Below are 24,126 nucleotides of genomic sequence, written 5' to 3' on the forward strand. Positions count from 1 at the left end.
CGTAACAATGATATAGAAAGTAGAGTGAACACGTTGAACGAACATGAAAACGAAAAGGTTCCCTATATCGTATCAGGAAAAAGCTATACGGCCGTGGCTATTAATGCGGCATCCAAAGCCGGGGAATGGATTAAGAGCAGACTGGGCACTGTTGAACAATTGAATACCAAGCAATCTTCGACCGATCTAGTAACCGAGGTAGATAAAGGTGCAGAACAGATGATTCGCAGACTTATTCTCACCCATTTTCCCGATCATGCCATTTTGGGTGAAGAAGGGGTAGAGCCGGGAGCTGAAGCTTCAGCCCGAGCATTAGAGGCTGCCCGTGAAGAGGAATATTTATGGATTATTGATCCGGTAGACGGCACTACCAATTTCGTGCACAGTCTGCCGTACTACAGTGTGTCTATTGCCTTGGCTCATCGTGGCGAAGTGATTGTCGGGGTAATTTATGATCCGTCCCGTGATGAAATGTTTGTAGCGGAAAAGGGAAAAGGCGCATACGTCCACGGAAATCGCATGCAAGCATCGAAAGAAGAAACGCTGGGAGATAGTCTGGTGTGCATCGGCTTCCCGCCGGATCGTACGTATGCACAACCGTTGAATATGAAAATTACGCAGGTTCTTACACCTCAGGTACGGGGCATTCGGGCGCTCGGCTCGGCAGCCTTGCATTTGGCTTATGTGGCGTCGGGACGTTTGTCCGCTTATTGCGAAATCGGTTTGAATGCCTGGGATGTGGCCGCGGGTGCTTTGTTGGTACAGGAATCAGGAGGCACCATTACGAACACATTAGGCCAACCTTATGACCTGAGTGTACGGCATGTTGTAGCTACGAATACAGCTATTCATTCTCAACTTATTCAAGTGCTGAAAGAAGCGGACGCAACCGGGTTATAATACTACGTAACCATCATCCTGAAGGAGGAAATCGCGATGAGCCAATCCGAAGAATTGGAACGCCAGCTCAGTGAACTGCTGACGGAAGGCGAAATTCGTGAGAATGAGGCCAAAAAACGGGAACGACTCAGCCCCAAATATGAGGTGCGGGTTCAGACTCAAATGGACCCTATTGTCGAAGAGACGCGTAAATACCGGAGTATGGCACGTGAACTTGATGACCGATATGACGAATATATGAGCAAGGCGGACAAATCGAAAGCAAACGATCAACGCTAAGCAAACCCAAATACCTCTTGCCGAATGATCAAGGCATGGGGTATTTTGTATAATATATAGAGTTTTCTCCATTTTGAGCTGGACCGTGCAGGATGAGCGAAGGAGGCGACATGTACTGATTACCTATTTTAAGAGCGCTTACAAAAATGCTGGAATCCATCATAAGATGGTACTGCTGATTACGGTGCTCATGCTGGTTAATTTTGCGGTTGTTGCAGTCATACTTAAATACGTATTTCATATTTATGATAATCAAATGTACAAAAAGACATCCGAGGTACTCAATATTTCTTCAATTGGCATTGAAAATGAACTGAAGGATGTTGAAAAGGTTACTTTTAAGGTAATAACGGACGAGCAGCTTCAGCGTTATTTGCTCCAGTTGGAAAAGGAAACGTCACCTTATGTCAAAATGGTACTGCGCAAAAAAATAACGAATAGGCTTATTGCCTTTGCCGGCTCTGAAACCTATGTCTATTCTATGATGGTAATCGACAAAGAGGGACAGGTGATGAGTGCGGGCAACCGCGAAGGTATCCCCCAAGAGCTTCGATCCACCCTGTCGGAGTTGGCAGACGAATATGACGGCTCTCATGCATGGTATGCGGCAGGCCATTCCTCCTTGCTGGCAGCACGGCAATTCAAATCTTTTACCGATTCCAATTTTACGCTGAACGGGCTTGGAACGCTTGCGATTCGTGTGCGAATTGACCGGATTGTAGCGGATCGTGTGCAGACCTCCGGCCGTGACGGACAGTTGATGATTACAGACGGAAGACGGATGATTTATCCCGAAACACCGCTTTTGAGTGAGAGCGATATTCAGGCAGAGCTTGGGCGGAAGCAGCCTTACGGGATCGCGACCTATACAGGCGGGACCTTTTTTGCTGCTCAAATCAAATCCTCTTATACGGGCTGGACGTATTTACATATGACTCCCTTTGATGATATGTTTCGCAGTATTACGATAATCAAAGAGATTGTAAGCGCTATTTTTGTCATTATGCTGCTTATTGCATTGGCGCTAGGAGCCAGGCTGTCGGGCAGCATTACCCAACCGATCGTTCAGTTGATCCAGAATATGCGTAAAATAGAAAAAGGGGATCTCGACCGTCTGGAAGAGGAAGCGCTTGGAGCGGTCCCCCTTTCCACACAGGATGAGGTAGGCTTACTACATCGGACGTATAAGAAGATGATCCGCCGGATCCGTGAGCTTATTAATGAGAATGTTGCCAAGCAGCTACTGCTGCGGGAAACAGAGCTAAAGGCGCTTCAGGCACAGATAAATCCACATTTTTTATACAATACATTAGAGTCTGTGAACTGGCTCGCCAAGGCCAATAAACAGGATCGGATTTCAGAAATGGTGGAAGCCCTTGCTTTTTTATTACGCAGCGCGGTCAGTTTTGAAGAACAGCTGATTCCGCTTCAAAAAGAGCTGGATATCGTGAGAAGCTACGTAACGATCCAAAAAACACGTTTTGATGAACGTCTCGTTTTCCATCTCGATGTCCCGGAAGAATTGATGGACGCGCAAATTCCGAAGCTAACACTTCAGCCCTTGGTGGAGAATGCAATCCATTATGCGCTGGAGCCGCGTATTGAACCGTGTCGGATCACGATTGTGGTCAGAGAAAGCGAAGGGGCGCTGTTCCTGCGGGTTGAAGATGACGGACCTGGAATGACCCCGGATTTCTTGGAAAAGCTGCGGAGCGGACAGATCACCACCCGTGGGCGGGGGATTGGACTTGCGAATATTCAAGAACGGATTAACCTGACATTTGGTACACCTTGGGGGATAGAGCTGCATAGCGAGTCAGGAGCAGGAACGTCAATTCATGTCTGTATTCCATATGTGAAAGGGGATCAGGGTCGTGTACAAGGTGCTACTGGTTGATGATGAGCGTATGATTTTGGAAGGCATATCACAGGTGGTCGATTGGGGCAAGGCAGGAACAAGGCTGGTAGGTACGGCGCGTAATGGAATTGAGGCATACGATCAGATCCAGGCGAGTCCGCCTGATTTTGTGATCAGCGATATTTCTATGCCAGGACTGGACGGTATCGGACTCGTTGCCAAAACGACGGAGCATTTTCCAGACGTTCGGTTTATTCTGTTGTCAGGTTACAAAGATTTTGACTATGCCTGTCGGGCTATGCAATACGGGGTGAAGCACTACTTGCTGAAGCCCTGCAACGAGCGGCAAATTCATGACGCTCTGACAGAGTTGGGACAGGAGCGAGAGGAACAGGAAGAACGCAAGCAGTTTGTGAACCGGATGAAGCTTGATTTTCAGCGTATGCTGCCGCATGTGAAGGAGCATTTTTTGAAGGAGTTTATTTCCTATAAAACTTACGGTAGCCGTGATATCGCTTTTTATGAGCGTTTGTTCGGTCTGGAGTTGCAAGATAAGCAGGTTCGAATGCTGCTGCTGCGGGTGGAGGAGTCCCACGAGCCGGAGCATTTGTTTGCTTTGCAAAATATAGCAGGGGATTTAATGGATCATGTCTTGCTCAGTACGACTATGCAAGGGCAGCTGCTAATTGTGCTGGAAAGTGAGGATGACACATCTCGATTTATGAAACAGATTGAAGCGGTACGTACGACATTTCACCGCTTTTATAAGCTGGAGGTGACCGTCGCAGTTAGCGAGTCGGATAGCATGCAGCATTCGCGGGGGATGTACCGGGAGACTTTGCATTGTATGAATCACCGCTTTTACACCGGGGAGGGGAGTCTCATTACGAAGGAGGATTTGGCGGCTGAGGACACCCGGGAGATGGCAGACTTGGAGCTGGACGAGGAGAAGTTCGGTCTGCTGATCAAGGCTGGAAATAGGGAGGAAGTTGCACAGGAAGTGGATCGGCTGTTCGGCATCCTGTCCCGTATGAAGCTGGAAATCTCCGTAACCCGTTCCTATGTGCTACAGCTCTATGCGGCCATGATCCGTATATGTCCTGAAGAAGAGCGTGCGGCGTTCACGAGTCGAATGGTCGTGCTGGCAGAGCAAAAAACACTGGCATGTCTCAAATCTTTTGTACAGGAAGCTGCCGAACGAATGACCGCAATTTATTATAAAAGCAACGTATACCGCCAATCTTCCACGGTGGATAAAATGATCACTATTATTGAGCAAAATTATAGAAAATCCGATCTTTCACTGAACGGAGTGGCGGGGCAAATGCTCTATATGAATTCCGACTACTTAGGGAAAATTTTCAAAAAAGTGACGGGTGAAAACTTTTCGCACTACGTCAATCGTTACCGGATCGAACGTGCGGCTGAGCATATTCGGGAGACGGGAGACGTAAAGGTGTTTGAGCTGGCAGAATGGTTCGGCTTCGGCGGGAATGCGCAATATTTTAGCCAGGTGTTCAAAAAATGGGCAGGTATGACACCGTCCGAGTACATTAAATCATACGAACGGGGATGAGCTGCTGAGTCCCTCTGTTTTTTGAACCTTTGAAATCGGATTTGTGTATTCCAATGTTTCTCTGCATTTGGGAAAATAACTACAGGAGCAAATGTAAACGCTATCAAGCTTGCGTAAGTACATTGTTACTTGTAATAAGGCTCCTTTCTAGAACAGCGAAAAGGGGAGAGATAGGTGGGCAAAAAGGGATGGTTTCTGATCATAGCGATGCTGCTCGTTTTGACGACGGCATGTAGTGGAGCAGACGGTGGAGGCAATTCGGGCACAAGTGCAGACGGGAAAGTAAAGTTGCGGATCGCTTGGTGGGGATCGGATACGCGCCACGAATATACGCAGAAGGTTATCGATTTGTATAAGCAAAAAAATCCGAATGTGACGATTGATGTGGAATATGCCTCTTTTGATGACTACTGGAAGAAGCTCGCCCCGCAGGCGGCAGCAAACCAACTGCCGGATATCGTACAGATGGACATTTCGTATATTAGCCAATATGCGAAGAACGGCCAACTGGAGGATATGGCGCCTTACTTGAATCAGAAAATCCAAGTCGCTGATGTGAACGAAAATGTACTCAAAACCGGGATCATTGCCGGAAAGCAATATGGTATTCCAACAGGTGTCAATGTGTTGGGCTTTCAATATGATCCGGCATTGCTCAAAAAAGCGGGCATAGACAAAATTCCTGACGACTGGACATGGGATCAATACAAAGAGCTGGCTTTGAAGGCAGCCTCTAATAAAGTTTACTTTGACAGCTCAATGGCTGCGGATATTTTCTTCCACTACTATTTGCGGACACATGGAAAGTCTCTCTACAATACGGAAGGAACAGGATTGGGGTATGACGACGATAAGCTGTTTGTTGATTTCTTCGGCGGTTTAGCTGAGCTAATTAAAAAGGGGGCGACACCAACTCCTGAAGTCATGAACCAAACCAAGGGAATTCTTGAGGAATCGGATATCGTTAAAGGAACAGGCATCGGCATTTGGCAGTGGTCCAATCAATATGTGGGCTTACAACAGGTCGTTAATCGCCCAATGGCGCTTGCTCCGATGTTTGGACCGAATATGGAAAAAGGCGTGTATATGCAGCCTACAATGTACTGGGCAGTGGCTTCCCGTTCACAGGTGAAGGATGAGGCCGCAAAATTTATTGATTTCTGGATGAACGATGTAGAAGCGAATAAATTGATCAAAGGCGAACGCGGCGTACCGATTTCTGCCAAAATCAAAGAAGCTGTAGCGCCGGAGTTGAGCGAGGCAACGAAGCAGGTGTTTGAATTTGTGGCTTCCATGGAGCCTAAGGCTTCTCCAATGAGCCCGCCGCCGCCGGTTGGATCGCCAGAAGTGATTGCTACTCTGACCGATTATATTGAGCAAGTCAATTTCGGACAGATGACGCCTGAAGACGCAGCGGTCAAATTCCGGGCTGATGCGAATACCATCCTTGCGAATAACAAGCAGTAATAATGCAGGGTTGAAGGAACGTTTCGTTAGGTTAACCGTGCGTAGGGCCAAGCATGATTGCGCACGGTTGATCCGACGAACCCATCGCAGAGGCAACCTTTGTAAATATCACAATAAAATTCATATAACAACGATTAATAGATATATTTAAATTTGCTGATTTTTAAAATGCAACAGAAAGGAGGCTTGATGAGCTTGCGAAATCATCAGAGCTTGAAAGCCAATATGACCGGATATGCGTTTATCAGCCCGTTTATTGTGGGCTTTCTGGCATTTACGTTAATTCCAATGTTTATTTCGCTGTATCTGTCCTTTACCAGCTACAATCTGTTCACCCCGCCCAAATGGATTGGTCTGGGTAACTTCGAAAAAATGTTCACAGGCGATCCTAAATACTGGAATTCGATCCGAGTCACGTTTACGTATGTACTGGTCGGTGTACCGTTGCGACTGATTTTCGCGTTGTTTGTGGCGATGATTTTGAATACCAAGTCACGCATGGTGGGCACCTATCGGACGATGTACTATCTGCCTTCTATTATCGGGGGGAGCGTTGCAGTATCCATCATGTGGCGCAATATTTTCAGTAATGAGGGCATTGTTAACAGCTTGCTTTCGGCCTTGGGGGCAACCCCGGTGAAATGGTTTGGTGATCCGAATGCTTCGCTAATGATGCTAATCACCTTGTCTGTATGGCAATTTGGTTCATCCATGCTTATTTTTCTGGCAGGACTGAAAAACATTCCGCATGAAATGTACGAGGCATCCAGTGTAGATGGCGCTACGCCAGTACGGAAATTTTTCAGTATTACGCTGCCGCTGCTAAGTCCGATCATTTTATTTAACTTGATTATGCAGACGATCAGCGCGTTTATGACCTTCGTTCCGGCCTATGTTATCTCCAAGGGTGAGGGTGGTCCAATGGATGGAACGATGCTGCATTCACTGTATCTGTTCCGGCAGGCGTTTATGTTCAGCAATATGGGATATGCGGCGGCTATGGCTTGGGTCATGCTCATTATGATAGCGATACTGACAGCGATTTTATTTATGACATCCAAATTCTGGGTGTTCTATGAAACGGAAAAGGGGCGCTGATACCAATGGCATGGAAAACGTTCAAATGGCCAATTTATCACATTCTGGTTGCTGCACTGGCGCTCCTGATGCTGTATCCCGTGTTCTGGATGCTGTTCAGCTCATTTAAAGAAAGTCGGACGATATTCGTCACAGCCTCCTCGCTTTTCCCTACAGAATGGATTTGGCAAAACTATGTAACAGGCTGGAAAGGCACAACTGGTTATAACTTCGGCACATATATTCTAAATTCGCTCACGATCGTAGTGATTTCCACGATTGGCGCTGTGCTTTCCTCCTCATTGATCGCATTTGGCTTCGCACGCTTGAAATTCAAAGGGCGTAACTTGTGGTTTGCTCTGATGATGGTGACGCTGATGCTGCCAGGGGATGTAGTGCTGGTACCGCAATATATCATTTTCACCAAGCTTGGATGGATCAATACAATCTTACCGTTGGTAGTACCATCCTTTTTCGGGATGCCGTTCTTCATCTTTCTGATGGTGCAGTTTATACGCACGATTCCAGCAGAGTTGGATGAAGCGGCGACGATTGATGGATGCGGCAAGTTCCGATTGTATTTTCGAATTATTTTACCCTTGCTCAAATCCTCGCTGGCTACGGCGGCCATCTTCTCTTTCTACTGGAAGTGGGAGGATCTATTAGGTCCGGTATTGTATCTGAACTCTCCAGAGAAATATACCGTATCGATTGCACTCAAAATGTTTCTCGATAGCGAGTCAGCCTCCAACTGGGGAGGAATGTTCGCGATGTCCATCTTAAGCCTGCTACCTGTTATCGCTGTATTCTTCGCTTTCCAAAAACAAATTGTAGAAGGAATGAGCACGAGTGGCCTGAAGGGTTAAGACCGAGGAGTGAGTAAAATGTGGAAGTTTGACTTTGGTCCGGGAGAGCCTGCGGATGGCTGCAAGGCAGTGTCCCCGGATTGCATATATACAGCTGAACAGGGCTATGGCTTCGAGACTACAGAGCATGTGTACGGGCGACAAAGGCAGAATCCAGCCAAGGATGCACGCACACGGCTGCGAAACAGCTTTTGTATTCCACTGAACGCTTCGTTTATTGCAGATGTGCCAGACGGGCTGTATCTCGTCACTGTACTGGTCGGCGATCCACTGGCGGAAACGCTCACGCGATTCCAGGCTGGCGAGGGCAAGCATATGCTGCCCCCGGTACACACGCTGCCGGGCCAGTTCACGGAAGCGATGTTTACGGTGCCTGTCCGAGGCGGCAGACTGCGCCTCACCGTATCTGGCACTGCGCCACGGCTCAATGCGCTGGAAATTGCACCCGCACTGCAGAGTCTCCGGCTATTCCTAGTCGGAGACTCTACGGTTACGGATCAAGGGCTGTCCGGCTATCCTTATACAGGCTGGGGTCAGGCTTTGCCAGCCCTGTTCAAGCATGATGTCTGCGTGGATAATCACGCTGTATCGGGACGAAGCTCCAAAAGCTTCGTGGACGAGGGACGTCTGGATGCTATTTTGGGAGAAATGAAGACAGGAGACTTCCTGTTCATCCAGTTCGGTCATAATGATCAGAAGCCTGATCCCGAACGGGCCACTGAGCCTTTTACGACCTACAAGGAGCATTTGCGCCTATATATCGACGGAGCGAGAAGCAAGGGCGGAACCCCGGTGCTGATTACGCCTGTACATCGTCGCTATTTTAACGAGGATGGTACGCTGTCCGATACACATGGCGACTATATAACGGCGGTTCGCGAGTTGGCGGAAGAAGCGAACGTGCCGCTCATTGATTTGTCTGCCCGCACGCAGGAGTTATATGAAGAGCTGGGCCCTGAAGAAAGCAAGGAGCTTTTTATGTGGCTGCTGCCTGGGGAATACATGAACTTTTCCGGCGGCCTGGAGGATAATACGCATTTTCATGAGAATGGTGCGATCCGGATTGCAAATATGGTGACGGCGGCTGTGAAGGAACTGGATTTGCAACCGCTGCGCATGTACTTACGTTGACGGATGACCTTTTTTGGAACAGGTGGCAAGGAGGGCAACTAACGTGAAGCTTACCAAAGGAGGAGACGTAGCAATGCCCGCATTGAGTTTTGATGAGGAACAGATTAAACAGGTGATTGACCGGGTAGTGGAACGCACGTTTCAAATGCACTATAGCTGGGATTGGCCGGGTGGAGTAGCCTTTTATGGAGTATGCGAAGCCTATGAAGCAACAGGCAATGAAAAGTATTTGACCAAGCTGAAAGAATGGGTTGACGAGAATATCGAGGATGGACTTCCGCCTCTGTCGGTAAACGGCGTTTCTGTTGGACATTGTTTGTTGACACTACATCAGGCTACAGATGAGCAAAAATACCTGGATATCGCCATCGAGATGGCAGAATTTTTGATCAAAAAGGCTGAGCGATTTGCCGACGGCATTTTCCAGCACACCGTGAATTCACTACATGATGTATTTCCGCAGCAAGCATGGGTGGATACGATGTTTATGGCCGGTTATTATCTGCTGCGGATCGGGCATTTGCTGGGCAACAAGACATATTGGGAGGATGGAATCCGGCAATATCACGGGCATGAAGAATTTTTGCAGGACCCGGATACGAATTTGTATTATCACGGCTGGGATCATGCGAACCAAAGCCGCATGTCGGGAATATACTGGGCGCGCGGCAATTCATGGGCAGCCCTCACGATGGCCAAGGCGCTGAAATGTGTGGAGGTGCAGCATCCATCCTATATGATCATTGACGGCTCGCTGCGTGACCAACTCAATGCACTAGTGCGGCTGCAATCCCCAGAAGGACTATGGCATACAGTGCTGAATGATGATACCTCTTATCTGGAAACCTCCGGCTCGGCAGGGATTGCGACTGCTTTCCTTATGCAGGGCCGATTGTTTAACAAATACACGCAAAAGGCGATCGACGGCATCCTTTCCCGCATTAAAGAGGATGGCACAGTGACTGGCGTATCCGCTGGAACTGCTGTAATGAACGATATAGATGGCTATCGCAACGTACCCTACAAACGCATTCAGGGATGGGGCCAGGGATTGACGCTTGCTTTTCTGGCTCAACTGCTGCGTACCAAAGAGAACCCATACGGGTAAAAAAGGCTTTAGAGGTGTGAAGGTATTCATAGCTGAAAGGAGGCCATTGGCATGGGAAAACCTGAACAGTCTCAGGAAAAGGCGGCTAACCAGCCGCGAGGAAGTTTATTCTGGGTCATCCCCGATGGATATATTCCACCGGAAAGCCGGGGAGAGCTGCTCAGTCATGAGAGTATATGTGTGCTGAACTGTGGAAACCGTGCGGCAAAGCTGAGCATAGACATTTATTTTGAAGACCGTGAGCCGTTGGAGGGAATGATTGAGGTGGTGGAAGGAAGACGAACCCGCCATATCCGAACAGCCTCGCTGGAAAAGTCCGGCGAACGGATTCCGCCAGGTATTCCTTACGCAATTACGGTCACTAGCGACGTGCCTATCATTGTACAATATAGCAGACTGGACACGACACAGCCGGAGCTGGCGTTAATGAGTGTCATGGCGTATCCGGTCTAGTCCACGAAAACGATGAAGTTAAACAAGAAAACTCCAGGCTGGAATGACCCAGCTTGGAGTTTTCTTTTTTGAAGGCAAATTAACACCTGTCTGCTTTTAGCCCATTATTGTGATTTAGCCGAAGTTGTTTTGATCGGCGTGAAGCTTTTTCTTCCTCCGAAATTGGTGCCCACCACACCGATAATGATCACCACAGCACCAATAATGTGATAGTAGGCAAGCTGCTCCTTCAAAATATAAGCACCCGCTATCATGGAAATAAGGGTGGATAAATTACCGATCACACTCATTTTGGAGGCTTCGATCCACTTCAAGGCAAAGCTGGACAACAGCGAGGTGACGAGGGTAGATAGTATGCCTAGATAAGCCAGTGCCATCCAATAATCAGGCTTTACCAGCGGCGCAGTATAAGCGCTCATGGAACCGTCTATGGCATGATACCCCAAGGCCGCCAAGTTAAAAACGATACATCCCAAAATGGAGGTAACGTAGGTCAGTTCCATTGGACTGTACTTTTGTGTTAATGGACGAGCCAGTACGTTATAGCCAGATAGGCATATAGCAGAGAGCACGAGCAGAAAAATACCGCCAAAGCTATTGGAAGCTAACGGTGCTCCGCTCTTCATCACAAATATAAAAACGACACCAAAGACAGATAGCAGTAAGGATATCTTTTGAAGCACTGTTGTGCGCTCTTTAAGAAAATAGGAGGCTAGCAGAAGCGTAAAGATTGGAACGGTAGCTTGAATAATTCCACCCTCCGATGAAGAAGTACTCATCAGTCCGAACGCTTGCAAGGGGAAAAACAGTAAAGGTGAAAGCAGTGCCAATGGTAAAATGCGCAGCATATCACGCAACTTGATATTGATTTTGATCCAACCAAGCAGTACTGGAATGGTCAGAGCGATCAATGACAACGCAAAGCGGTGGGCGATCACATCCAGCGGGCTTGCCTCTGTCACCGTCAATTTTACAAATAAAAATGAAAAGCCAAGTATAGCTGCATAGCTGAGAGCTGCCAGATAGGCGCCCCCATTTTTGGAACGACTGTGCATAATAACCTCCGTAATCATGATCTCAACTTGTGGTTCTCTCAATATAACCGGATGGAGTAACCAGACACAATTCATAAAATCTGCAACTGTACGGGTACAGTTATGAAATGAAAAAGAGCCAGAACGCAGTCCCAGAGGTCGGATACCCGTCCCTAAGATTACTTCCAGCTCTCATCCTATTCATATTTTATCGCTTACTGCTCTGCTTATTTACCTTGTGACATCGCACGGAACGAATCGTCCGCCGCTTCCAGCGTGGCATCCACATCTTCGTCCGTATGCGCTGTTGTGAGGAACCAGGCTTCGAACTTGGATGGAGCCAGATGAATACCGCGATCCAGCATGTGACGGAAAAAGGATGCGAACGCTTCGCTATCCGTATCCTGCGCCTGCGCGTAATTCGTGATCGGATGATCACAGAAATGCGTCGAGAACGCTCCACGAATGCGGTTGATCGTCAATGGCACGCCGTAACGATCAGCGGAAGACTGAATACCGTCCGTCAGTCTCACAGCCAGACGTTCCATCTCTTCATACACGCCTTCCCCTTGAAGAACTTCAAGGCAGGCGATGCCTGACGAGATCGAAGCCGGGTTGCCCGCCATTGTACCTGCCTGATAGGCTGGGCCGAGTGGGGCAACCTGCTCCATGATCTGCTTGCTGCCGCCGTATGCACCAATCGGCAGACCGCCGCCCATGATTTTGCCCAGTGCGGTCAAATCCGGCTGAATCGCATCATGGTTGTCCAAACCTGCATACGTTTGGGTTGAGCCGTAGTGGAAACGGAAGGCGGTAATGACCTCGTCATAAATGACGAGGGAGCCATTCGCCCGCGCCATCGAGCACAGCCCTTCCAGATAACCCGGCTGCGGCATCACCATGCCGAAATTACCGACAATCGGCTCTACCATGACTGCCGCTACATCGTCGCTCCAGCGCTCTAAAGCTTGACGCAACGCGTCAAGGTCATTGAATGGCACAGTAATGACCTCGCTCGCAATGTTGGTTGTAATGCCTGCGCTGTCAGGTATGCCCAGTGTGGAAGGGCCGGAGCCTGCGGCTACAAGTACCAGATCCGAGTGACCGTGGTAGCAACCGGCAAATTTGATGATCTTGTTCCGCCCAGTATAGGCCCGTGCCACACGAATCGTCGTCATGACCGCTTCTGTGCCGGAATTCACAAACCGAACTTTATCCATAGAAGGAATGGCCTCTTTTAGCATCTTGGCCAGTTTGATTTCCAATGCCGTCGAGGTTCCATACAATACGCCATTCGCAGCCGCTTCGCTGATGGCCTTGGTAATATGGGGGTGAGCATGTCCGGTAATAATAGGGCCGTAGGCCGCCAAATAGTCGATATACTTATTGCCATCCTCGTCCCAGAAATGAGCACCTTGGGCGCGTTTCATAAATACTGGAGCGCCGCCGCCTACAGCTTTAAAGGAGCGTGAAGGGCTGTTAACGCCCCCGACAATATGCTCCAGGGCTTCTTTATATAGTGCTTCGGAGTTATCCCGTTTCATCATCAAAACTTCCTTTCCGTTCATTAAAATAGGGTATACACACGCCAAAGGGCAGCGTTCACGGCTGCCCCTGCATACATCATTATAGCTCTTTTTGTCCTGTCTTTGTTGTTGATTGTGTGGAAGCATCCTCATTACTGGTTTTACTGCCCCCTGTAAAGGAGGCTTTATCCGTCTTGGAAGACGATGCACTATCTGGCTGTTTCGTTTCGTTCTGATCCTTATTTTGTTCCTGTGTTTGTGTGGGAGGATTATTAAATATATCCTGCACATATGATTTCAGTTCTTCGGGATCGCGGACGGTAAGAACTGCCGCGCCGCCCACATTTTCTTCTCCAAGCAGCTTCATCGGTGGAACCTGTTCGCTGCCTGCAAAGCTGCTTTGGTACCCTACATTCGCCAGCTTCCACATATCGTTAACACTGAGATTTGTATCAATGTACGGGTTAACCTGCTCTAAAATGCTTGGCAGATTAGCAATGGAAGTCGTGGTCTGCATTTTCTGGGCTACGGCCTCCAAAAATGCCCGTTGCCGTCCGGAACGGGAGAAGTCGGACATGGCATCATGGCGGAACCGCACATATTGAAGCGCCGTGTTGCCGTCCAGATGCTGCATACCCTTTTTCAAATCAATATCGTATTCATGCTTATCCGCATTACTTGTATAATGCATATCCTTTTCCACTTCAAAATCAATGCCGCCTACAGCGTCCACCAGTTTGATAAAGCCTTGGAAATCCGTATACACATAATATTGCACTGGGATGCCCAATAGATCGCCAGCCGTCTTCATGGCCGTATTGGGGCCATGAGTAATGGCAGTATTGATTCGATTTTTTCCGTAGCCGGGAATATCCACGTACGTATCACGCAAAATAGAGAACAAGTGGATTTTTTTCTTCACGGGGTCCAGTGATACGACCATCATGCTGTCCGATCGGGGGACTTCCCCTTTCTGGATGCCACGGCCATCGACACCCATCAGCAAAATGTTGACCATATCGGTACCTTCCCACTTGGGCGGTTCTGGCGTACGAACCTGATCGACCTGCTTTACATTTTTGAAGGGGGAGTTAGCACCCTCTTTATGCAGATTATCCAGCTGATTATAAATGGATGTAAAATAGTACACGGCAAAGCCGACAATCGCGACGATTACCACGGCTAGAACCGACCATATCGTCCTTTTGGTTCTGCTTGTCATGGATGCTCTCCCTTTCGCTTTTCAGTTCATTACATTATAATTTCTTTTTGGAGCACAATCAATTTAACTATGGATTTTACAAATCCTGATTGAGAGGTATAGCATGCTAGCAATTGATGTGCAGGATCTGCGCAAAACATTTAAGGTTCAAAAAAACCGCGAGGGCTTAAAAGGTGCCTTCCTTGATTTATTCGCCCGCGAATACAACGAGGTGGCTGCGGTCAAAGATATATCCTTCCGTATTCCGCAAGGGGAAATATGCGGTTATATTGGTGAGAACGGTGCCGGAAAGTCCACCACGATTAAGATGTTGACAGGTATTCTCGTGCCGACATCGGGACATCTCAAGGTGGGAGGATATGTCCCTTATGAGGATCGCGAGAAATTTGTAGGTAACATTGGCGTTGTTTTCGGTCAGCGCAGCCAGCTTTGGTGGGACATCGGTGTGATCGAGTCTTTTCAACTGCTGCGCAAAGTATATCAGGTTCCGGCCACAGACTTCAAACGTAGGCTGGATGAGCTGGTAGAGAGGCTGCAATTGCAGGATCTGCTAAGTCGCCCGGTACGCAAGCTTAGCCTTGGACAACGGATGCGTTGTGAGTTGGTAGCTGCTTTGCTGCACAATCCGTCCATTGTTTTTCTAGACGAGCCGACCATTGGACTTGATATTATGGTGAAGTCCGAAATTCGCGAGTTTTTGAAGGACATGAACCGTGAACACGGGACCACTATTTTGCTGACAACCCATGATTTGCAGGATATTGAAGCGCTGTGCTCGCGCGTCATTATGTTGGATGATGGGAATATCATTTATGATGGTGGACTGGATGATCTCAAGGATCGTTGGGGGACAGGAAGGGAAGTACGGTTTCAATTTGGTACGACGACACAGCTTGAGCAATTGCAGGCATGGACAGCCGATATGCCGCTGACGTGGACCATGGATAACGATTTGGCTGCCAAGGTGTGGATTCCTCTTCATATTAATGTATCGGATGTGCTGGCTAACGTAGTTGGCCGCACGGACATTACGGATATCAAAATCATTGAAACCAACACGGATGATATCGTCCGCAGTATCTATCAGTCTGGCTCGGCAGAACGCCAGGGCAATCCGATAGTGGAGGCCAAAGTTCATGCTTAGCGTATATACCGATTTTATTCGTATTCGATTTCTCACCATGCTTGCTTATCGTGTGAACTATTATTCAGGCATACTTATTTATTCCATGAATATTGGCGTGTATTATTTCACATACAAAGCGATATATGGCGATGCGGGTAGTATTGGAGGCTTTACTGCTGCTCAGATGACAACCTATGTAGCCGTATCGTGGATGGCGAGAGCCTTTTATTTTAACAATCTGGATCGCGAAATATCGACGGACATTCGGGATGGAAGCATTGCTATTCAGATGATCCGACCTTATAACTATGTACTTGTTAAGTTTATGCAGGGACTCGGTGAGGGGATGTTTCGCTTCCTCTTGTTTATGATTCCGGGCATGGCGATTGCGATGCTGCTGTTTCCCGTGAAGCTTCCTAGTGACCCGGTAGCCTGGATTGGTTTTCTGGTCATGCTGTTTTTCAGCTTTCTGATTAATACTCAGATTAATATTATTACAGGATTGACGGCCTTTTTTATTGAAAATAATGAGGGCATGATGCGCATGAAGCGCGTAGTCGTAGACCTGTTCTCGGGGTTGATCTTGCCAATCAGTTTGTTTCCGGGCTGGCTGGCGACAGTTTCCCAATGGATGCCGTTTCAGGCAATTACTTATTTGCCGGGCTCTGTATTTACGGGACGTGTAAAAGGCGTTGGCATATGGAATGTGCTGGGTATCCAAATCATTTGGCTGGTCGTTCTGCTCGTGCCGATGATCATCATTTGGCGGCTGGCGCGCAGACGTCTGTTCGTGCAGGGAGGGTAAGCCGATGATGTACTATTTGGGTCTCATTAGCGAATATTTGAAAAATTACATGAAATCACGGCTCACCTATCGTGCCGATTTTTGGGTAGAAGTCATTTCGGATCTGCTCTTTCAGGCCACGAATCTTATTTTTATTTTAGTTATTTTTATGCATACGAACAGCTTGGGTGGCTGGAGTGAAAGCGAAGTTGTGTTCGTTTACGGATTTTTTATGGTTCCTTATGGACTGTTCAGTTGTTTCGTTAACCTTTGGAACTTTAGCGAGCGTTATATTGTAAAAGGTGAACTCGACCGGGTAATGACCCGTCCTGCGTATAATCTGTTCCAGATTTTCCTTGAAAATGTGGACCCGCCCGCGCTGGTCGGCTCAGTGATCGGCCTGATTATTATGGGGATCAGCGGCGCACAGATGGATTTGGCTATGGAGTGGTGGTTCGTACCAGCGCTGATCGTTTTGAGTCTAAGTGCCGTGGCGATCTATACGGGTATATACACCATATTGACTTCTCTTTCATTCTTTTCGGATGCGCCCACAGGAATTATTCCGCTCATGTACAATATTCAGGGTTACGGACGTTATCCGGTGACGATCTATAACCGTGCTATTCAGGTTGTGCTGACTTGGATACTGCCATTTGCTTTTGTTGGCGTATATCCGGCTTCTCTGTTCCTTCAACGAGAGGACATGCGCCATATGGCGCTCTTAACTCCTGTGATGGGAATTGTTTTTCTGACATTGGGCTTACTGGCTTGGAACTGGGGGATTCGGCGTTACCGGGGGGCTGGCTCATAGGGTGGATGATAGAAGAACCCCTACAAGATAGGAGATGATAAGATGTCCACGACATTGACCGTTATTGGACAAGCTGCACCAGACTTTGAATTGCCTGGTAGTGAGGGCAAGAGTGTCAAGCTGTCGGATTATCGCGGCAGTAGAGTATTGTTGTATTTTTATCCCAAGGACTTAACCTCTAGCTGCTCGACCCAGGCTTGTGATTTTCGGGATAAACATGCGGAGTTTGAAGGTTTGAACACCGTGATTCTGGGCATAAGCCCCGATCCACTTAAGCAGCATGACAAGTTTATTGCCAAGTACGGTCTACCTTTTCAGTTGTTATCTGATGAAGAGCATCAGGTGGCTGAAACATATGGTGTATGGCAGCAAAAACAGATGTACGGCAAGCAGTACATGGGCATTGTTCGCTCTACGTTCCTTATTGATGAGAATGGCATTTTAGTTCATGAATGGCGCGGTTTAAGAGTAAAAGGGCATATTGATGCAGCACTGGCATACATTCAGGACATGGCATAAGTTATGAAAAAAACCTTTTGGAATCGGGCTATGCTTTTTAAGCTCGGTTTCAAAAGGTTTTTTGTTAATGTGTAGATATGTTTTGCCGCTGCTTCCACTTTCGCCGACAGAGGTAAACAACCCATAAAAGAAGCGGAATGAACAAGCCGTTCGTATAATGCCAGGCAGCCATCGGATAAACAAGAGTTCTTACATAATAAAACACATTTGGGGTTATCAAAATGGTCATACCAAACACAATCGCTCCTGCGGGTATGACGAATGGACGACTATTAGAAATTCGGAACAACTGGGGGGTTCCAAAAGTGAAGGCGTAGAAGAAAAGAACTCCCTTGAAATAGGCAGCCAGTGCCCAGGTTAAAGCAACAAGCGATTCAACGCGTGTAATATAATTCAGTTCATTAATTTTTGTCGTGAGTACAGAAGAAATGTATGGACTGTAATTAGTCACAAAGGGTCCAATCACAAGAAGAGAGAGCAGCAGAAACAGACTAATCACGATTCCGCCTATAAGGGAAGCGAGCAACATGTCCTTTTTAAAATGGGCTTTCTTGTTTACATAAGGAAAAACCATAAGCATAATGGACATTCCGGCAAAAGGCATTGCCACGCCTGGAACCATTCCTTTAGCAACAGGAGCCAGCCCATTTTCCAAAACAGGCCGTACATTAGAAAGCTGAACTTGTGGCAGGAGTGCAAGGATCAGACCAGAGAAAATTAATATATATGCTGGTAATAGCATCTCGCTAACCCGACCGAAAGCTTCAATTCCCATTAGCGCAGTAAGCACCATTAAGAATATTCCCATAGCGAGTAGAACACGCAGAGGGGTGTGTACTAATAACTGTGTAGTCAGAAAATCGCCTACCTCTCTCGCAATAAGAGCGGTGTTCATTAAAAAATAAAACAGATACCAGCAGGAGACAACGGTTCCTAACACGGGTCCCATAATTTTGCGAATCGCTTCAATAAGTGTAAGATTCGGGTGGAGTTCATGAACGCGAATAAGCACGTAAATAATGATTAAGCCCAGCGGGATGGACAGTATGGAGCTGATCCAGGCATCCTGATGAGCAATATGTGTAATCATAGTCGGATAGATTAAGAGCATATCCCCGATTAAGCTCATAAACATCAGGACAGTCACTTGCCGAACGCTAATACGTGCTTTTTTTGACATGTGGCTGTCTCCTTTCTAAAAACCAAATATATGTGACACAAAAGCGTTAACAGGGTTGTAGATGATTTCAATCAGTACCAACGGGCTTGGCGTAACCTCTGACTTGGCGGCAAGGACACTAAGCCATGTGCCTATTCCGAGCATAATGATGTACACGAACATATCTTTAAAGCGATGTTTTCGATACAAGCCTGGCAAATCTTTGGCAGCAATGGCTAGACCGATACAGATAATAACAGTAGTGATCAGCACAGTGAAGGCTCCTTCCGTTAAGGGTGTGGATCAACTGGGTCCCAGGCTGTGGCGGCCTTTCGATCTTAACTTGTATACGATAAGCAGCAGCGAAGGAAGGACAATGGAATCCGTCAAATCCCAATAAATCCAGGCGTGGACGATCGTATCCAGATAATAAGTAATATTAGGCGCCGACACGATAATCAGACCAAACAGGATCATGAAGTTAGGACCAAGAAAGGTCCGAACATTATTTAATCGCAGTAGCTGAGTCATTCCTAAGGTAAAGGCATAGAAGTGTAAAATGGTTTTAACAAAGGTAGTGATAATCCAGGCAGTACTCATCATGGATTCAATTCTCTGTAAGAAATTTCCTATATTGATCTTTTTAGATAGCATATAAGAGGTGTACACGCTATGTTCGGTTACAAAAGGACCCAGCACCAGGAGAGAAACCAGGAGTAGTACGCTTAACAGAATGCTGGCAGCAAGTCCGGAAAGTAAAACCGATTTTTTTAGACCCGGTTGTTTGTTCACATAGGGAAAAATCATGAGTAAAAAGGCTAGTTCACCGAATGGGTAGGAGAGCGCAAATAGGCTGCCCTCCATAATTTTAGGAATACCTTGCTCCATAATGGGCTTAAGCTGCTGACTGTCACATTGGGGAAGCAAGCACAGGATTAAAAACAAAGCAAAAGCCAAGCAAAATGGAAATAAGATTTGAGCCGTACGCGCAATTGGTTCCAATCCCATATACATGCCCCACATTAGCACAAGGATTAAAAGTAAATTGATCACGGGAAGAGGCGTCATCACATAGGTTTGGCTGTTCATAAAATCTCCGACTTCTCTTAAATAAATCGCTGAATTCATCATTAAATGGAACAAATACCATATGGAAATGAGGGCGCCTAGCCACGGACCCAAAATTCGCTCGCATAGCTGAACAAAGGTGAGATCAGGATATAGCTGATGTACCCGCAGGAATAGCAGTAGTACAGCCAGTCCTGCAGGGATGCTTAGTAATGAGCTGATCCAGGCATCCTGCTTGGATATGCTAGTAATGAGGGAGGGATATACCAATACACAGTCTCCGATAATACTCAAAAATACGAGTATGGCTATATTTGTAATGCTGATACGCCCTTTCTCCTCCACCAAGCTCACTCCTTCATTTCTTTTTGGAACGATTCAAACAAGGAACCAATTTTTTTGATCGTGGTCTTTGCTTTATATTCAATTTGTAAGTCCATAAATGGATTTTCTTTTTCTTCTTTTAGTCGTTTCCAAAGTTCAGGTTTGGACTGGTGGATCAGCTGACCAAAGCCGAAAATGTCTGACTTAAACTCACGTCGGACAGTCTCTACAGAATGCCTCAAAATTTCAACTATTTTTTCATTGCTTGCAGCTTCAATTTCTTTGATGTCAGCCATACTGCTTAACTTCATATGCTGGCAGTTGACCTCTCGTATTGTGCTGTCGTTGGTAACGGATATGGAGATAACAGGTTCTCCATCGCGAATGATCACTTTTCTTTGGGTTTCGCTGTTCAAGGTTAATAAGGCGATATTACCTCCTCCCTGACAGTCGACGTGTCCTGTAGTTGATTCCACCGTATTTCGAATGTAATTGAACCCTTTGCTGTCTTGTTCATTGATCCAGCCCAGCAAGCGGTCTTTTTTTAAGACACCGATACCGGAGAACCTCAGTGTGGTTCCAGGAGATATGCTTTTGATATCATCCACACCTTTTTCATTGGACGATTCTGTATCTCCCAAAGCTTCCAATGCGGGCAGAGTGGGCTGGATGTCAGGATTAGCCAAGTCGCTCAGCAGTTGATCCATGGTTACTTTGGTGGCAGGAGCCCATGTTTTTGTTAACGTATCCAATGAAGCAAACATTTTATTGGCCGGTAACTTTTCCAGTGGAGTGGGGATCTTTAACATCGTGGAAGCCTTGTTATTTTTGGCTATCGCAATATAAAAGTCACTTCTGGTAAAAGGCTCTCGCATCAAGGCTTCAATCGCATCAGAAATTCCTCTTCTCGCATACTCTTCACCTAAAATCAGCATACGAATATGAGATAAATAGATGATTCGCGGGCTTGTATCCGTCATTTTTTGAATAGCCTCTTGAATTGTGGGCGCAGTAGCCTCATAAGTAACGACGGGCGAGCCTGCACTTGGTGAAGATTTGGAAGCTACTGCCGAAGGAATGACCACCTGAGCCGTCACCTGATACTGGTCACCTTCCATATCCACTCCGATCCCAATAGCGATGCCCAGCTCGTTTAATTCTTTACGATCCCAGCAACCACCTAATAGTAATGCAATCAGTCCCCAGACGAAGAACAAATGTATGGTCTGTTTCATGGCTGATCCCTTCTGGTTTTCGATTTATTGCCAATCCGTCTTTTTTTCGTTTTTTGACGAATTGTATTTTGGATAGAGATGGATTGAGGCCGTGTCTTCATGCGAGGCCAAGGTAGGCGAAACAGCGTATCTTTTATATCGCTTTCCACATAGGGACCAAACGGGCTCATATAAGATACTCCGAACGATCGCAGACTGGTTAAGTGCAACAAAAGTACGATTAACCCCATCAATATTCCCAGAAGTCCAAAGGCTGCCGCTAGCATCATTAAGGCGAAGCGAACAATACGAACCGCAATGGAAAGACCGTTTTCCGGAATAACATAGCTGGAGATCGCTGTGATTGATACAACAATAACCATAGCCGCCGAGACCACTCCTGCATCCACGGCTGCTTGTCCAATGACCAGTGTACCTACAATGGATACGGCTTGCCCGACGGTCTTGGGAATTCGAACTCCTGCTTCACGCAAAATTTCATAAGTTATTTCCATGAGCATCGCCTCGACAAAAGCCGGAAACGGTACGCCTTCTCTTTGTGCAGCGAGACTGACCAATAAGTTTGTAGGAATCATCTCTTGATGAAAGGTAGTTACCGCAATATATACTGCTGGCGCAAGCATAGCGATAAAAAAAGAAAAGAAGCGCAGCATACGCAGCAACGTACTGATGTCAGCACGCTGGTAATAATCCTCTGCCGACTGGAAAAATTGAACGAACAATGCAGGTATCAGCAGAACAAATGGTGTTCCGTCCACCAAAATAGCAATTCGCCCTTCCAGCAGGCTGGCAGCGACTGAATCCGGACGCTCGCTGTTATAAATGGTGGGAAACAGGGTATAGGTTTCATCCTGAATTTCCTCCTCGATGTAACCTCCTTCCAAAATTCCGTCAATATCAATTCGGTCCAAACGTTCTCTCAGTTCCTGAATAACCCCTTCGTCAGCAATTCCTTTGACATACATCACGGCTACATTGGTATGAGTCACTTGACCGATCTGTCTTGTTTCCATCCACAGTCGCGGATCGCGGATTCGCCTACGAATTAGAGCTGTATTGGTACGTAAATTTTCAGTAAAACCCTCCATGGAACCCCGTACAACGGTTTGGGATTGGGGTTCGCTGACATTGCGATCCTCCCAACCGACCGCATCAATCCATATGCCCTTTGCGTATCCGTCCAGCAAAATGATAATACCGCCGGATAGCATCTGATTGAATAAGGCATCCATTTCATCCACACTACCCGAGTTACCTGCAATCAAAATTTGATCCTTCAAATAGTCGAATGGTTCTGTGCCCTCCGGTACATGATGTTCGTTTACGCGCATTAATGAACGCAGGACGGAATCATGAAGTAATTGAGTGTTGACCAGACCATCGATATAAAACAGAGCCGCTGGCCATTTCTGCATCCATAGTAGCTCTTTAATGATTACATCTCCGCTGTTTCCAAAGGAGCTCTCGATATGATTTACATTATCCTTTAAGTTTGAGGATACATGAGTAAGTGGACAACTTTTATTCGGATTCGGCATACGTAAAATCCTCCGATATTGGAGTTTGTTGGCTTAGTATGCTCTGAAAATATGAATTTATGCTTGGCCCCATTGTATTTACAGGGTCGATTGTTGGGTATGCTGACGACGTAGAGCCAAGGTATCATCGGATTGTCTATGTTTGGAGTAAGGGGAGCGCCCAACATGATGGAGCCGCGAATGGTGGGCTCGGCTGGAAGAGCGGGGGATGTAGTAATACCTTTCGTGATTTCGATATATTACGCAAGGGTCTGTAGTCATAAGGCGGCAGGAGTGTGACTATTCCGTGTCATCCTTGTTGCTGGTTTTTACCGATTTTTTGGATTTGTATAGCGATCCAAACAGAAAGCTTCTCCACCGATATATAAAATACAGCAGGATGAGGAACCCAACGACAGCTGCGATTCGTAGTGCGTACAGCTCAACCAAATGGAAAATGGCATCCCATTGCGGACCAAACAGCTTGCCAATGCTTAGAAAGAGGACGACCCAGAATAAAGCACCGCTGTAAGCATACAAGACAAATTTACGAAAAGAAAGAGCTATAATTCCAGCAAAATAGCCGGTAAAATGCCGGACACCTGGAATGAAATATCCAAGGAAAATAAGCCAGTATCCATAACGTTGAAACCATTTTTGTGTTTTCTGAAGCTTGTCCGGCGATAACAAAACCCATTTGCCGTACTTCTGAATAAAGGGGAGTCCAGCCCATTTTCCGATAAAGTAGGTAATGGTCATACCGATGGTTGTGCCCAAAAACGCTAGCAGCACCAACTTGCTGAAATCCAGGGTACCGGCATAGGAAAGATATCCCGCATAAGCCATCGTAGTTTCCCCGGGAAAAGGCAAGGCAATAAATTCCAGAAGCAAGCCGAAAAAAAGGACGCCGTATCCATATTCTTCGAACAATTGTGCGATCCACTTCAGCACATCCATTGTGTACACTCCTACGGACAGATTAAGTAATTTAGAATCAATTTATTTTATCAATCTTTTCATGACCACTCAACTATGGTTGATTTCTTGACGTGTTGTTTTATCGTTGCGTATAATGAAACGAAC

The 24,126-nt window shown here is 46.8% G+C and carries 23 protein-coding genes; 14 read left to right on the forward strand and 9 right to left on the reverse strand.

The window, feature by feature from the left end:
* The first annotated feature begins 33 nt into the window (after positions 1-33).
* The 10 genes from PPM_RS04010 to PPM_RS04055 all read left to right on the forward strand — a co-directional run bounded on the left by PPM_RS04010 (position 34) and on the right by PPM_RS04055 (position 10,715).
* Positions 34-900: an inositol monophosphatase family protein gene (locus PPM_RS04010; protein WP_017428433.1), complete on the forward strand. Its 867-nt coding sequence runs from the start codon at positions 34-36 to the stop codon at positions 898-900.
* A 36-nt stretch (positions 901-936) separates the two neighbouring features.
* The gene (locus PPM_RS04015; RefSeq protein ID WP_013369430.1) at positions 937-1,179 is read left to right on the forward strand and encodes a hypothetical protein; all 243 of its coding nucleotides are present in this window, start codon (positions 937-939) and stop codon (positions 1,177-1,179) included.
* Between the two features lie 166 nt (positions 1,180-1,345).
* Positions 1,346-3,076: a sensor histidine kinase gene (locus PPM_RS04020; RefSeq protein WP_228392915.1), complete on the forward strand. Its 1,731-nt coding sequence runs from the start codon at positions 1,346-1,348 to the stop codon at positions 3,074-3,076.
* Complete coding sequence (locus tag PPM_RS04025) at positions 3,054-4,613, forward strand: response regulator transcription factor (protein WP_013369432.1); 1,560 nt, start codon at positions 3,054-3,056, stop codon at positions 4,611-4,613. The genes PPM_RS04020 and PPM_RS04025 overlap by 23 nt, the downstream gene beginning before the upstream one ends.
* A 174-nt stretch (positions 4,614-4,787) precedes the next feature.
* Positions 4,788-6,080: an ABC transporter substrate-binding protein gene (locus tag PPM_RS04030; protein ID WP_013369433.1), complete on the forward strand. Its 1,293-nt coding sequence runs from the start codon at positions 4,788-4,790 to the stop codon at positions 6,078-6,080.
* 189 nt (positions 6,081-6,269) lie between these two features.
* Entirely contained in the window at positions 6,270-7,178 is a 909-nt protein-coding gene (locus tag PPM_RS04035) for a carbohydrate ABC transporter permease (protein ID WP_013369434.1), read from the forward strand.
* 5 nt (positions 7,179-7,183) lie between these two features.
* A complete protein-coding gene (locus tag PPM_RS04040; protein ID WP_013369435.1) occupies positions 7,184-8,023 on the forward strand; it encodes a carbohydrate ABC transporter permease in 840 nt (279 codons plus the stop codon).
* An 18-nt stretch (positions 8,024-8,041) separates the two neighbouring features.
* The gene (locus PPM_RS04045) at positions 8,042-9,154 is read left to right on the forward strand and encodes a rhamnogalacturonan acetylesterase (RefSeq protein WP_013369436.1); all 1,113 of its coding nucleotides are present in this window, start codon (positions 8,042-8,044) and stop codon (positions 9,152-9,154) included.
* Between the two features lie 73 nt (positions 9,155-9,227).
* On the forward strand, positions 9,228-10,262 hold the full coding sequence (locus tag PPM_RS04050; protein ID WP_013369437.1) for a glycoside hydrolase family 88 protein: 1,035 nt from the start codon (positions 9,228-9,230) through the stop codon (positions 10,260-10,262).
* A gap of 51 nt (positions 10,263-10,313) precedes the next feature.
* Positions 10,314-10,715 (forward strand): sensory rhodopsin transducer, encoded by a 402-nt coding sequence (locus PPM_RS04055; protein WP_013369438.1) that lies wholly within the window; start codon positions 10,314-10,316, stop codon positions 10,713-10,715.
* Between the two features lie 104 nt (positions 10,716-10,819).
* Here the strand turns inward: PPM_RS04055 and PPM_RS04060 are convergent, their stop codons facing one another.
* From PPM_RS04060 to PPM_RS04070, 3 genes are all read right to left on the reverse strand, one after another.
* The gene (locus tag PPM_RS04060; protein WP_013369439.1) at positions 10,820-11,770 is read right to left on the reverse strand and encodes a DMT family transporter; all 951 of its coding nucleotides are present in this window, start codon (positions 11,768-11,770) and stop codon (positions 10,820-10,822) included.
* A 206-nt stretch (positions 11,771-11,976) separates the two neighbouring features.
* Complete coding sequence (locus PPM_RS04065; RefSeq protein WP_017428424.1) at positions 11,977-13,293, reverse strand: glutamate-1-semialdehyde 2,1-aminomutase; 1,317 nt, start codon at positions 13,291-13,293, stop codon at positions 11,977-11,979.
* A gap of 82 nt (positions 13,294-13,375) precedes the next feature.
* The gene (locus tag PPM_RS04070; protein WP_013369441.1) at positions 13,376-14,497 is read right to left on the reverse strand and encodes an LCP family protein; all 1,122 of its coding nucleotides are present in this window, start codon (positions 14,495-14,497) and stop codon (positions 13,376-13,378) included.
* Between the two features lie 103 nt (positions 14,498-14,600).
* Between PPM_RS04070 and PPM_RS04075 the strand changes: the two genes are divergently transcribed.
* From PPM_RS04075 to bcp, 4 genes are read left to right on the forward strand one after another with little or no spacing between them, the layout of a single operon-like run.
* Positions 14,601-15,641, forward strand: a complete 1,041-nt coding sequence (locus PPM_RS04075) for an ABC transporter ATP-binding protein (protein WP_013369442.1) — start codon at positions 14,601-14,603, stop codon at positions 15,639-15,641.
* Positions 15,634-16,428 carry an ABC transporter permease gene (locus tag PPM_RS04080; RefSeq protein ID WP_013369443.1) on the forward strand — a complete coding sequence of 265 codons (795 nt, stop codon included), beginning with the start codon at positions 15,634-15,636 and terminating at the stop codon, positions 16,426-16,428. The genes PPM_RS04075 and PPM_RS04080 overlap by 8 nt, the downstream gene beginning before the upstream one ends.
* Positions 16,429-16,432: 4 nt before the next feature.
* Positions 16,433-17,221 carry an ABC transporter permease gene (locus PPM_RS04085; protein WP_013369444.1) on the forward strand — a complete coding sequence of 263 codons (789 nt, stop codon included), beginning with the start codon at positions 16,433-16,435 and terminating at the stop codon, positions 17,219-17,221.
* Between the two features lie 42 nt (positions 17,222-17,263).
* Positions 17,264-17,740: a thioredoxin-dependent thiol peroxidase gene (bcp, locus tag PPM_RS04090; protein WP_013369445.1), complete on the forward strand. Its 477-nt coding sequence runs from the start codon at positions 17,264-17,266 to the stop codon at positions 17,738-17,740.
* Between the two features lie 64 nt (positions 17,741-17,804).
* On the opposite strand, the gene PPM_RS04095 is transcribed toward bcp, so the two are convergent.
* The 6 genes from PPM_RS04095 to PPM_RS04120 form a co-directional block, all read right to left on the reverse strand.
* Positions 17,805-18,920, reverse strand: coding sequence for a GerAB/ArcD/ProY family transporter (locus PPM_RS04095; protein WP_013369446.1), 1,116 nt, complete (start codon positions 18,918-18,920; stop codon positions 17,805-17,807).
* Between the two features lie 15 nt (positions 18,921-18,935).
* Positions 18,936-19,172, reverse strand: coding sequence for a hypothetical protein (locus PPM_RS04100; protein ID WP_013369447.1), 237 nt, complete (start codon positions 19,170-19,172; stop codon positions 18,936-18,938).
* A 30-nt stretch (positions 19,173-19,202) separates the two neighbouring features.
* Positions 19,203-20,312: a GerAB/ArcD/ProY family transporter gene (locus tag PPM_RS04105; protein WP_014599484.1), complete on the reverse strand. Its 1,110-nt coding sequence runs from the start codon at positions 20,310-20,312 to the stop codon at positions 19,203-19,205.
* Positions 20,313-20,317: 5 nt separating this feature from the next.
* Positions 20,318-21,526, reverse strand: a complete 1,209-nt coding sequence (locus tag PPM_RS04110) for a Ger(x)C family spore germination protein (protein WP_013369449.1) — start codon at positions 21,524-21,526, stop codon at positions 20,318-20,320.
* On the reverse strand, positions 21,523-23,064 hold the full coding sequence (locus PPM_RS04115) for a spore germination protein (RefSeq protein ID WP_013369450.1): 1,542 nt from the start codon (positions 23,062-23,064) through the stop codon (positions 21,523-21,525). Before PPM_RS04115 ends, PPM_RS04110 begins: the two co-directional genes overlap by 4 nt.
* 279 nt (positions 23,065-23,343) lie before the next feature.
* Positions 23,344-24,000, reverse strand: coding sequence for a DedA family protein (locus PPM_RS04120; protein ID WP_013369452.1), 657 nt, complete (start codon positions 23,998-24,000; stop codon positions 23,344-23,346).
* Between the last annotated feature and the right edge of the window lie 126 nt (positions 24,001-24,126).

Source organism: Paenibacillus polymyxa M1 (assembly GCF_000237325.1).
GTDB classification, from domain to species: Bacteria; Bacillota; Bacilli; order Paenibacillales; family Paenibacillaceae; genus Paenibacillus; species Paenibacillus polymyxa_C.

Coding starts and splice junctions, on each gene's coding strand:
- PPM_RS04015 (WP_013369430.1), top strand. CDS start 937: ATGAGCCAATCCGAAGAATTGGAACGCCAGCTCAGTGAACTGCTGACG.
- PPM_RS04020 (WP_228392915.1), top strand. CDS start 1,346: ATGGTACTGCTGATTACGGTGCTCATGCTGGTTAATTTTGCGGTTGTT.
- PPM_RS04035 (WP_013369434.1), top strand. CDS start 6,270: ATGAGCTTGCGAAATCATCAGAGCTTGAAAGCCAATATGACCGGATAT.
- PPM_RS04040 (WP_013369435.1), top strand. CDS start 7,184: ATGGCATGGAAAACGTTCAAATGGCCAATTTATCACATTCTGGTTGCT.
- PPM_RS04045 (WP_013369436.1), top strand. CDS start 8,042: ATGTGGAAGTTTGACTTTGGTCCGGGAGAGCCTGCGGATGGCTGCAAG.
- PPM_RS04050 (WP_013369437.1), top strand. CDS start 9,228: ATGCCCGCATTGAGTTTTGATGAGGAACAGATTAAACAGGTGATTGAC.
- PPM_RS04055 (WP_013369438.1), top strand. CDS start 10,314: ATGGGAAAACCTGAACAGTCTCAGGAAAAGGCGGCTAACCAGCCGCGA.
- PPM_RS04060 (WP_013369439.1), bottom strand. CDS start 11,770: ATGCACAGTCGTTCCAAAAATGGGGGCGCCTATCTGGCAGCTCTCAGC.
- PPM_RS04065 (WP_017428424.1), bottom strand. CDS start 13,293: ATGAAACGGGATAACTCCGAAGCACTATATAAAGAAGCCCTGGAGCAT.
- PPM_RS04070 (WP_013369441.1), bottom strand. CDS start 14,497: ATGACAAGCAGAACCAAAAGGACGATATGGTCGGTTCTAGCCGTGGTA.
- PPM_RS04075 (WP_013369442.1), top strand. CDS start 14,601: ATGCTAGCAATTGATGTGCAGGATCTGCGCAAAACATTTAAGGTTCAA.
- PPM_RS04080 (WP_013369443.1), top strand. CDS start 15,634: ATGCTTAGCGTATATACCGATTTTATTCGTATTCGATTTCTCACCATG.
- PPM_RS04085 (WP_013369444.1), top strand. CDS start 16,433: ATGATGTACTATTTGGGTCTCATTAGCGAATATTTGAAAAATTACATG.
- bcp (WP_013369445.1), top strand. CDS start 17,264: ATGTCCACGACATTGACCGTTATTGGACAAGCTGCACCAGACTTTGAA.
- PPM_RS04095 (WP_013369446.1), bottom strand. CDS start 18,920: ATGTCAAAAAAAGCACGTATTAGCGTTCGGCAAGTGACTGTCCTGATG.
- PPM_RS04110 (WP_013369449.1), bottom strand. CDS start 21,526: ATGAAACAGACCATACATTTGTTCTTCGTCTGGGGACTGATTGCATTA.
- PPM_RS04115 (WP_013369450.1), bottom strand. CDS start 23,064: ATGCCGAATCCGAATAAAAGTTGTCCACTTACTCATGTATCCTCAAAC.
- PPM_RS04120 (WP_013369452.1), bottom strand. CDS start 24,000: ATGGATGTGCTGAAGTGGATCGCACAATTGTTCGAAGAATATGGATAC.